General features: G+C 61.7%; 10 protein-coding genes and 4 tRNA genes. 7 read left to right on the top strand and 7 right to left on the bottom strand.

The window, feature by feature from the left end; all coding sequences use genetic code 11:
* Positions 1–254 precede the first annotated feature (254 nt).
* The 3 genes from JNA92_RS24955 (at position 255) to JNA92_RS24965 (ending at position 493) form a co-directional block, all read left to right on the top strand.
* Positions 255–330, top strand: a tRNA-Asn gene (locus tag JNA92_RS24955).
* Between the two features lie 4 nt (positions 331–334).
* Positions 335–411: transfer RNA gene (locus tag JNA92_RS24960), tRNA-Pro, on the top strand.
* Between the two features lie 6 nt (positions 412–417).
* Positions 418–493: transfer RNA gene (locus tag JNA92_RS24965), tRNA-Lys, on the top strand.
* A gap of 320 nt (positions 494–813) precedes the next feature.
* Here JNA92_RS24965 and JNA92_RS24970 read toward each other — a convergent pair.
* The 3 genes from JNA92_RS24970 to JNA92_RS24980 all read right to left on the bottom strand — a co-directional run bounded on the left by JNA92_RS24970 (position 814) and on the right by JNA92_RS24980 (position 3,129).
* On the bottom strand, positions 814–2,109 hold the full coding sequence (locus tag JNA92_RS24970; protein ID WP_241807173.1) for an NAD(P)/FAD-dependent oxidoreductase: 1,296 nt from the start codon (positions 2,107–2,109) through the stop codon (positions 814–816).
* Between the two features lie 84 nt (positions 2,110–2,193).
* Positions 2,194–2,367, bottom strand: a complete 174-nt coding sequence (locus JNA92_RS24975; RefSeq protein ID WP_085626724.1) for a DUF3094 family protein — start codon at positions 2,365–2,367, stop codon at positions 2,194–2,196.
* Positions 2,368–2,499: 132 nt separating this feature from the next.
* On the bottom strand, positions 2,500–3,129 hold the full coding sequence (locus tag JNA92_RS24980) for a DUF1780 domain-containing protein (protein ID WP_012316343.1): 630 nt from the start codon (positions 3,127–3,129) through the stop codon (positions 2,500–2,502).
* A 34-nt stretch (positions 3,130–3,163) separates the two neighbouring features.
* On the opposite strand from JNA92_RS24980, the gene JNA92_RS24985 reads away from it, so the two are divergent.
* The gene (locus JNA92_RS24985) at positions 3,164–3,910 is read left to right on the top strand and encodes an energy-coupling factor ABC transporter permease (protein WP_241807174.1); all 747 of its coding nucleotides are present in this window, start codon (positions 3,164–3,166) and stop codon (positions 3,908–3,910) included.
* Between the two features lie 36 nt (positions 3,911–3,946).
* Here the strand turns inward: JNA92_RS24985 and yacG are convergent, their stop codons facing one another.
* The 4 genes from yacG to JNA92_RS25005 are packed head-to-tail and all read right to left on the bottom strand — an operon-like array spanning position 3,947 to position 6,844.
* Entirely contained in the window at positions 3,947–4,147 is a 201-nt protein-coding gene (yacG, locus tag JNA92_RS24990) for a DNA gyrase inhibitor YacG (protein WP_241807175.1), read from the bottom strand.
* The gene (gene coaE / locus JNA92_RS24995) at positions 4,144–4,767 is read right to left on the bottom strand and encodes a dephospho-CoA kinase (protein WP_241807176.1); all 624 of its coding nucleotides are present in this window, start codon (positions 4,765–4,767) and stop codon (positions 4,144–4,146) included. Before coaE ends, yacG begins: the two co-directional genes overlap by 4 nt.
* Positions 4,767–5,633, bottom strand: a complete 867-nt coding sequence (locus tag JNA92_RS25000) for a prepilin peptidase (protein ID WP_241807177.1) — start codon at positions 5,631–5,633, stop codon at positions 4,767–4,769. Before JNA92_RS25000 ends, coaE begins: the two co-directional genes overlap by 1 nt.
* Before the next feature lie 2 nt (positions 5,634–5,635).
* Positions 5,636–6,844, bottom strand: a complete 1,209-nt coding sequence (locus JNA92_RS25005; RefSeq protein ID WP_241807178.1) for a type II secretion system F family protein — start codon at positions 6,842–6,844, stop codon at positions 5,636–5,638.
* 214 nt (positions 6,845–7,058) lie between these two features.
* Here JNA92_RS25005 and JNA92_RS25010 point away from each other — a divergent pair, with 214 nt between their 5' ends.
* The 3 genes from JNA92_RS25010 to JNA92_RS26240 all read left to right on the top strand — a co-directional run bounded on the left by JNA92_RS25010 (position 7,059) and on the right by JNA92_RS26240 (position 8,160).
* On the top strand, positions 7,059–7,469 hold the full coding sequence (locus JNA92_RS25010; protein ID WP_241807179.1) for a pilin: 411 nt from the start codon (positions 7,059–7,061) through the stop codon (positions 7,467–7,469).
* A gap of 70 nt (positions 7,470–7,539) precedes the next feature.
* Positions 7,540–7,615: transfer RNA gene (locus tag JNA92_RS25015), tRNA-Thr, on the top strand.
* 161 nt (positions 7,616–7,776) lie between these two features.
* Positions 7,777–8,160, top strand: coding sequence for an integrase arm-type DNA-binding domain-containing protein (locus tag JNA92_RS26240; protein ID WP_431312483.1), 384 nt, complete (start codon positions 7,777–7,779; stop codon positions 8,158–8,160).
* Positions 8,161–8,253: the final 93 nt, after the last annotated feature.

Genomic DNA, 8,253 nt, shown 5'->3' on the forward strand with positions numbered 1-8,253 from the left:
TGAAAAAAGCGCTTGCACAGAAATAAGAGTGCCCCTAATATACGCCGCGTTGTCAGGCACTAAGCGAATCACCAGCAACACCGGTGACCGCAAAACAACTTAGAAATCAGTAAGTTGAATGAAAAAAAGTGGTTGACAAGCAAAACGAAGAATGTAGAATAGCCGGCCTCAGCAGCGACAACGCGAAAGCGGATAGCCAAAGAGATCGAAGCTAACACAGACTTCGAAGCTGTAAAGATGTACCGAAGTTCAGTTCCGCGATAGCTCAGTCGGTAGAGCAAATGACTGTTAATCATTGGGTCCCTGGTTCGAGTCCAGGTCGCGGAGCCAATCTCGGGGTGTAGCGCAGTCCGGTAGCGCGCCTGCTTTGGGAGCAGGATGTCAGGAGTTCGAATCCCCTCACCCCGACCATTTTCAGGGTCGTTAGCTCAGTTGGTAGAGCAGTTGGCTTTTAACCAATTGGTCGTAGGTTCGAATCCTACACGACCCACCATGTAAAAAGGGCATCTCGACTGAGATGCCCTTTTTCTTTTGCCTCGGTTTTATCCAGCGCAAAAAAAATGCACCGCCTGGTGCGAATCTCCCGCATTCATTCGTCATGAACCTCCCCAAGAAGTTGGACATCCATCCAACGTCCTGGGGCAGTCCATCCTGCGACAGCGACTGTCTTGCTCAACGTCTAAAGCTGGCGCGATCCCTGTGCAAGCAACTGTCTTGCTCAACTTCCAAAAGCTGGCGCAAGCCCGGTGGGGCCGGCTTGCCGGCGATGAGGCCAGTACAGACAACCTGAACCTCAAGCCTCTACCAGGCAGGTCAGTGCAGCTTCAGTCGCGGCTCAGTGCCCCGCCCAATCTTGCTACCCAGCATCATCATCGCCGTGCGGAAGAACCCGTACAGCGCCATCTGGTGCATGCGGTACAGCGACACATAGAACATCCGCGCCAGCCACCCCTCCAGCTTCACGCTCCCCATCAGGTTGCCCATCAGGTTACCCACCGCCGAGAAGCGCGACAGCGATACCAGCGACCCGTAATCCTTGTAGCTGTACGTCGGCAGCGGCTTGTTCTCCAGGCGCGCTTTCAGGCTCTTGGCCAGCATGTCGGCCTGCTGGTGCGCCGCCTGGGCGCGTGGCGGTACATTGCGGTCGCTGCCCGGTTGTGGGCAGGCGGCACAGTCACCGAAGGCGAAGATGTCATCGTCGCGCGTGGTTTGCAGGGTAGGGCGCACCACCAGCTGGTTGATACGGTTGGTTTCCAGGCCGTCGATATCCTTGAGGAAACCCGGCGCACGAATACCGGCCGCCCACACCTTGAGGCTGGCCTGGATCACTTCGCCGCTGGCGGTCTTCAGGCCATCGGCGGTCACTTCGCTGACGGCAGCGTTGGTCATCACCGTCACGCCGAGCTTTTCCAGGGTTTTGTGCACCGGCACGCTGATGCGCTCTGGCAGCGCCGGCAGTACGCGCGGGCCCGCCTCGATCACGGTGATGTGCATGTCCTTGGGTTGGATACGGTCCAAACCATAAGCCGCCAGCTCATGCGCGGCGTGGTGCAGTTCGGCCGCCAGCTCCACACCGGTAGCACCGGCGCCGACGATCGCCACGCTGATCTTCTCACTGGCCTGATCACCGGCATGGGCACGCAGGTAGTGGTTGAGCAGTTGCTGGTGGAAACGCTCGGCCTGCTTGCGGGTATCCAGGAACAGGCAGTGCTGCGCCGCGCCCAAGGTACCGAAGTCGTTGGTATTGCTGCCCACGGCAATGACCAAGGTGTCATAGCGCAAGGTGCGCGCAGGCACCAGCTCGCGGCCCTCTTCATCCAGGGTGGCGGCCAGTTGGATCTGCTTGCCTTCACGGCCCAGGCCGCTCATGCGCCCCAACTGGAAGTTGAAGTGGTTCCACTTGGCCTGGGCCACGTAGTTCAGTTCGTCTTCCGAGGAGTTGAGCGAGCCGGCGGCCACTTCGTGTAGCAGCGGCTTCCAGATGTGCGTGAGGTTGGCGTCGACCAGGGTGATGTCGGCCTGTTTACGCTTGCCGAGGGTTTTACCCAGGCGGGTCGCCAGTTCCAGGCCGCCGGCGCCGCCGCCGACAATCACGATGCGATGAGTCATGGGGATATCTCATAAGGTTTACGGAATTCTTGGCCCAAAGGGCCGGCCGCAAACTGCATGAGGGGAGGGCGAGCGCGAGGCAGCTCATAGCACCAGTCCACTCAACAGGCGGCTGAGGAGGCCCAGCCCGATGGTCACGGCCACCACCAGCACAAGGAGCAGCCATGGCCGGAATGGCCTGCGCTCGACTTGGTGCTGAGGGGCTCGCAGATACTCATCGACACGACGCTGATCTTCCGGATTCAGTCGGCTGGTCATGGTGGGCCTCGTCAGGTAGACGTATGTGACTGCCCGAACGCTACAGCGTTCCGGCAAGTACTTGAGACAAATGATAAAGCTTTCTATCCCTGGCGCCGAGTGTACGCCATCGCAAAGCGTCTCGGCACTGGATCAAAGACTGATGCCCACGTCGAACACAATGCTGCGCCCCAGGTTGCCGCGCAGAAAGTCTGGGGCGTCCGGGTGGGCGAACAGCACACGGGCGAAGGTCGGCCCCACCAGCGACAGCGAGCGCCAACCCTGGCGCAGGTACTCGGTGGGGGGTGGGAAGTGGGTGTTGAGGTCGAGCACTTCACGCTTGAGGCTGGCGAAAGCGATGATGTCCAGCTCGCTCAGGTCCAGCCCGCGTTCGCGATAGTTGTGGGCCTTTTTGCGCAAGGTGGGTGCCAGCCGCGCCAGCAGCTCGGTGGCCGCGATACGCCTGGGCCGCGCCTCGCGCCGCACCAGTTGGGCCAGTGAAAAGGCGCTGCGCCTGCGCTGCAGCTCTTCGCGCCACTCATCATTGAGCCGGCGGCCCTCGTCGAGCACGAAAAACACCTCGAACGACGCATCGCGGAACAACACATCCGGCGGCTCCTGGCCGGCCGGGGTGAAATCTTCACTGCGATAGGGGATGTTCAGCCCCTGCAGCAGGCGCTGGCATACCCACCGCTCCCGCTCCCATTTGCGAGCATTGGAAAGGAAGGCATTGGCTTGTTCGGCCTGGATGGTAAGCAGGCGCAGGTAGTCTGAGTCATCCATGCTCACAGCTTAGACGCTAAACCATGACGATAAGATGCTGTTTTTGAATGGGTGTAGACTCAGGTATGTCCACAGGCTCGACAGGGGCATTCGTCAAGTGATCAGCGCGCACGTCTTGTCCAGCACCAGCCTCACGCTCGGTTGGGTAGGGTTCGTCCCCTTGCTGCTGTGGGCAGCCAGCCGCACCCGCTGGCTGGAACTGTTCGCCGACAGCCGCCGGCAGCACCTGCTGTTCGGTACGGTGTTCTGCCTGTTCGCACTATGGCTGGTCAGGCGCGACTTCGACACCGGTGTGTCGTACCACTTCATCGGCATGACCGCCGTGACCTTGTTGCTGGACTGGCCGCTGGCGGTGCTCGGCGGGTTTCTGGCCCAGCTCGGCTTGTTGGCGCTGGGGCGCCAGGACCTGGCAGCGCTTGGGGTCAACGGCCTGCTGCTGATCGGCCTGCCGGTGCTGGTCACCGAAGTGTGCGCCATTCTGGTCGAGCGGGCGCAGCCGCGTAACCTTTTCGTTTATATCTTCTGCTCAGGGTTTTTTCCCGCAGCACTGACGGTGCTGGTGTGCCTGCTGGCCGGGTTGGGCTTGCTGTGGCTGGACGGGCGGTTCGCCATGCCAGAGTGGCTCAGCGACTTTGTCGGCTACCTGTGGCTGATGATGTTCCCGGAGGCCTTCATCAACGGCATGGTGATCAGTGCGCTGGTGGTGTTCTGCCCGGAATGGCTGGAGACGTTCAACCGCACGCGGTACCTGCAGGCACCGTGGAAGGACGATGAGCGGTGATCACTTGCCCCGCTCGGCCCGCCCCGGTGCAGCGCCTTAGTGCCGTGGCTCCAGGTCCCCCGAATACAACTCATCCTCGGCCTCTTGCGACCCCGCGATCTTGTGCTCTTCAGCCGCCCAGGCACCCAGGTCGATCAACTTGCAGCGGTCAGAACAGAACGGCCGGAACGCGTTTTTCGCGTCCCATTCCACAGGTGCGCCACAGGTAGGGCAATCGACGGTCAATGGCTGGCTCATGGCTGGCCTCCTCGTAAAGTCAGGTAAAAGTGGTGCAGATGGTCGATCTGCGCATGCAGCGCGGCAAGGTCACTGTCGTTGACCACCACATCATCGGCATGGCGCAAACGCTCTTCGCGGGCCATCTGAGCCTTGAGAATGGCCTGCACCTGCTCGGGGCTGGTGTTGTCGCGCTGCAAGGTGCGTGCAACCTGCAGCGCTTGCGGTGCATCGATCACCAGGACGCGCTGGGTTTTCTGAAACTGGCCAGACTCGATCAGCAGCGGCGACACATACACCGCATACGGCGACTCGGCCTTGGCCAGGTAGCTGAATATTTCCTGCCCGATCAGCGGGTGCAGCAGCTGTTCAAGCCACTTGCGCTGGGCCGGGTCGGCGAATATCACCTGGCGCAACGCTGTGCGGTCGAGCTGGCCGTCCTCCAGCAGCACGCCCGGGCCAAAGCGCTCGACGATGCTGGCCAGGGCCGGGCGGCCAGGCTCCACGACCCAGCGCGCTGCCTGGTCGGCATCGACCAGGTGCACACCAAGCTCGACGAAGCGCTCGGCGGCGGCACTTTTGCCGCTGCCAATGCCGCCGGTGAGGCCGAGAATCCAGGGGGTGAACGGCGCAGTGGTCATCAGAATCCAAGCAGTTGCAGGTATGAGGCGTATATTTCATCACCCCAGAGCACGGCAATCCACCCCGCAATGGCCAGATAAGGACCAAAAGGTATCGCCGTGCCCATCGAATGGCTACGCAGGCGCAGCATGCACACCCCCACCACCGCCCCGACCAGCGACGACAACATCAAGGTCAACGGCACTGCCTGCCAGCCGCCCCAGGCCCCGATCAGCGCCAGCAGCTTGAAGTCGCCGTAACCCATGCCTTCCTTGCCGGTGACCAGCTTGAACAGCCAATACACCAGCCACAGGCTGAGATAACCGGCCACCGCGCCCCAGATGGCGTCAGGCAATGGCACCACGGTAGCGAAAACGTTGACGATCAGCCCCAGCCACAGCGTTGGCAGCACCACCACATCCGGCAGGATCTGCTTGTCGTGGTCGATGAGGCTCAGCGCCAGCAGGCTCCAGGTAAAGGCCAGCAAGGCCAGTGCTTGCAGCCCGGCACCGGAATGCCAGGCCACCGCCAGCGACAGCAAGGCGCAGGCCAGCTCCACCAGCGGGTACCGTAAGCCGATAGGCTGTTTGCACGCAGAACAGCGCCCGCGCAAGGCCAGGTAACTGAGCACCGGAATATTTTCCCAGGCACGAATCGCGTGCCCACAGTGCGGGCAACGTGAGGCGGGCAGGCACAGGTCGAAGCGCTCGTGCTCATCGCTCGGCAGCCCCAGCGCCTCCTGCGCTTCACGCTGCCATTGGCGCTCCAGCATGATCGGCAGCCTGTACGCCACCACATTGATGAAGCTGCCAACCAACAGGCCAAGCACAGCCGCCACGGTGTAGAAATACGCCGGATGTTCGGCCAGTAACGTCCATAAAGTCATGTTCAGATCAAACTACCCAACTGGAAGATCGGCAGGTACATCGCCACCACCAGGCCACCGACCAGCAGGCCCAGGATCAGCACGATGGCTGGCTCCAGCAGGCTGGTCAACTGGTCCAGCGCCTGGCTGACCTGGTCCTCGTAAAGGCTGGCGGCTTTTTCCAGCATCTGGTCCAAGGTGCCGCTCGACTCACCGATGGCCGTAAGCTGTACCAGCAGCGGCGGGAATAACGGCTCAGCCGCCATCGCCTGATGCAGCCCTTGCCCATTGGCCATGCCCTGGCGCAGCCGTAAAACGGCCCGCTCGTGCAGCTCGCCGCCACAGGCCCTGGCCACGGTGGCCAGGCCATCCAACAGCGGAACCCCAGCGGCATACGCCGTGGCCAGGCTGCGCGCGAAACGGGCCAGCGCCGCTTGCCCCAGCAGCCGACCGAACACCGGCAGGCGCAGCACATAGCGAGCTATCCACAGGCGCGCTGGCGCATGGCGCCGATACAGCTGGCGCACACCCAACATCACCCCAAGCAGGCTTATCAACAGCAGCGGCCCATGGCGGCCCAGCCCTGTGGACAAGTCGATGATCCATTGCGTGAACGCCGGCAGCCCAGCATCAAAGCCGCTAAACAGGCTTTCAAAGCGCGGAATCACCTCCAGCAACAGCACCGCCGACACGCCCAAGCCCGTGAGCAACAGCAGCAGGGGATACAGCAATGCCTTACGCACCCGTTTGAGCAGTGCCTGGCGCTGCTCCAGCATGCCCGCCAGTTGCTCGAGCTGCCGGTCGAGCGTGCCGGATTGCTCACCCACCCGTACCAGGTTGCAGTACAGCCCGTCGAACCACTGCGGGTGGCGCTGCAATGCGTCCGCCAACCCCAACCCCGCCGCCACATCCTGTTGCAAACGCTCCAGCAACGCCGCCTGCCCCGCGCTGCACCCACTGCGGCCCATCACCTCAAAGGCCTGCAGCAGCGGTACACCCGCCTTCAGCAACGTAGCCAGTTGCCGGCTGAAACCGGCCGGGTCGCTTTTCACGCGACGTTCAGGCCAGCGCCATGCCAGCCCGCCAGCGGGCCGTAAACTGGCAACGCGAATGCCCCGGCGCTGCAGCCCGGCCCGCACATAGGCCGGGCTGCGCCCAGCCATTTGCCCGCGCACTGCCGCGCCATTGGCATCGGTGCCCTGCCAGGCGTACAGCTGTGTTGAATGGTTCATGCAAAGGTCCTTTTCTGCCCGAGCGACAAGCCTGGAAACAGCTTGCCGTGTCCATGAAGGGGCGCGCATTGGCGATGCTCACTAGAGTAGTTCAGCGAAGGTGACGCCCCGGCAGGCAGGGGTGACAAAAGGTGTCTGTTCAGGCCTACTGCGCCGCTGCCAGCCGGGTCGAGCCTGACCTCAACGAACACGCGTATCAAAAAGGAATCCGTTCATGAAAGGGCAACGCGGTATCACCCTGATCGAACTGATGATCGTCGTCGCGATCATCGGCATCCTGGCGACCATCGCCATCCCGATGTACACCAACCACCAGTCACGCACCAAGTCGGCTGCCGGTTTGCTGGAAATCAGCGCGCTGAAGGCAGCGATGGACCTGCGCTTGAATGAAGGAAAGGATGTGGCCGATGCAGCCGCACTGGGCGGCCAGCCCGCCACCGCCCATTGCGCGATCACCGCTGCCGGTAAAGCTGCCGACGGCAGCGCGAGCATCGTCTGCACCCTGGTGGATGCCCCGGCCAACGTGGTGGGCAAAGCCCTCACCCTGACGCGTTCGGCTACTGGCTGGCGCTGCACCACCAACATCGAGGAAGAGCTGGCGCCCAGTGGCTGCAAAGGGGCCTGAGGGTAGGGGAATAAGCCAGGCGAAACAGGCGTTTGCGTAACGGCTGCGGCAGTGGTACGTTGCGCTACACGCCGGTGTAGCTCAGTCGGTAGAGCAGCGCACTCGTAACGCGAAGGTCGCAGGTTCGATTCCTGTCTCCGGCACCAGTTCAGGTTCCAGTGAAGGCTACCAAAATCTCTGTAACCCCCGTAAAACCCGCCTTATGGCGGGTTTTTTCGTTATGGCGTTCCGTGGGAATCCGACAGCTGCCAGCCGATTTAGGGGTAACGTTTGGGATAAAGTCGATTCGATAAAGGGGTTTACCCTTATGGCTCGTACTACTGCTCCCCTGACTGACACCGCATGCCGTTCGGCCAAACCTACTGACCGCCCCTACAAGCTTTTAGACGGTGACGGTCTTTACCTCCTCGTTTACCCCAACGGCCGCAAAGGCTGGCGCTTCAGGTACGTGAAACCGGATGGGCGAGAGGGTCTGACCTCGTTTGGCAACTATCCCGTCATCGGGCTTGCAGATGCCCGACAGAGGCGTCTGGAGACTAAGCGGATGCTGGCGGAGGGCATTGATCCGATTGCGTCCAAGCAGCAGGCCAAGGCCGAGGCGGTTGTCAGAGGCCACACATTCGAACGTGTTGCCTTGGACTGGCATAAAGAAATGTCTGTAGTGGTCAACTCATCCCGGACACGGTTTTGAGTTTTTCTTCAGCTTTCGCCGGAGCCAGTCCATCGTTGAAGTGATGGGGTCGGATCCAGTTGTAGTGGCCCATCAGGTACTGGCTAATGTCTC

This window comes from Pseudomonas putida (assembly GCF_022627325.1).
Lineage (GTDB): Bacteria > Pseudomonadota > Gammaproteobacteria > Pseudomonadales > Pseudomonadaceae > Aquipseudomonas > Aquipseudomonas putida_X.

Excerpts from the sequence above, each read along its gene's own strand:
- JNA92_RS24970 (WP_241807173.1), bottom strand. The coding sequence starts at position 2,109 with ATGACTCATCGCATCGTGATTGTCGGCGGCGGCGCCGGCGGCCTGGAA.
- JNA92_RS24975 (WP_085626724.1), bottom strand. The coding sequence starts at position 2,367 with ATGACCAGCCGACTGAATCCGGAAGATCAGCGTCGTGTCGATGAGTAT.
- JNA92_RS24980 (WP_012316343.1), bottom strand. The coding sequence starts at position 3,129 with ATGGATGACTCAGACTACCTGCGCCTGCTTACCATCCAGGCCGAACAA.
- JNA92_RS24985 (WP_241807174.1), top strand. The coding sequence starts at position 3,164 with ATGCTGTTTTTGAATGGGTGTAGACTCAGGTATGTCCACAGGCTCGAC.
- yacG (WP_241807175.1), bottom strand. The coding sequence starts at position 4,147 with ATGAGCCAGCCATTGACCGTCGATTGCCCTACCTGTGGCGCACCTGTG.
- coaE (WP_241807176.1), bottom strand. The coding sequence starts at position 4,767 with ATGACCACTGCGCCGTTCACCCCCTGGATTCTCGGCCTCACCGGCGGC.
- JNA92_RS25000 (WP_241807177.1), bottom strand. The coding sequence starts at position 5,633 with ATGACTTTATGGACGTTACTGGCCGAACATCCGGCGTATTTCTACACC.
- JNA92_RS25005 (WP_241807178.1), bottom strand. The coding sequence starts at position 6,844 with ATGAACCATTCAACACAGCTGTACGCCTGGCAGGGCACCGATGCCAAT.
- JNA92_RS25010 (WP_241807179.1), top strand. The coding sequence starts at position 7,059 with ATGAAAGGGCAACGCGGTATCACCCTGATCGAACTGATGATCGTCGTC.
- JNA92_RS26240 (WP_431312483.1), top strand. The coding sequence starts at position 7,777 with ATGGCTCGTACTACTGCTCCCCTGACTGACACCGCATGCCGTTCGGCC.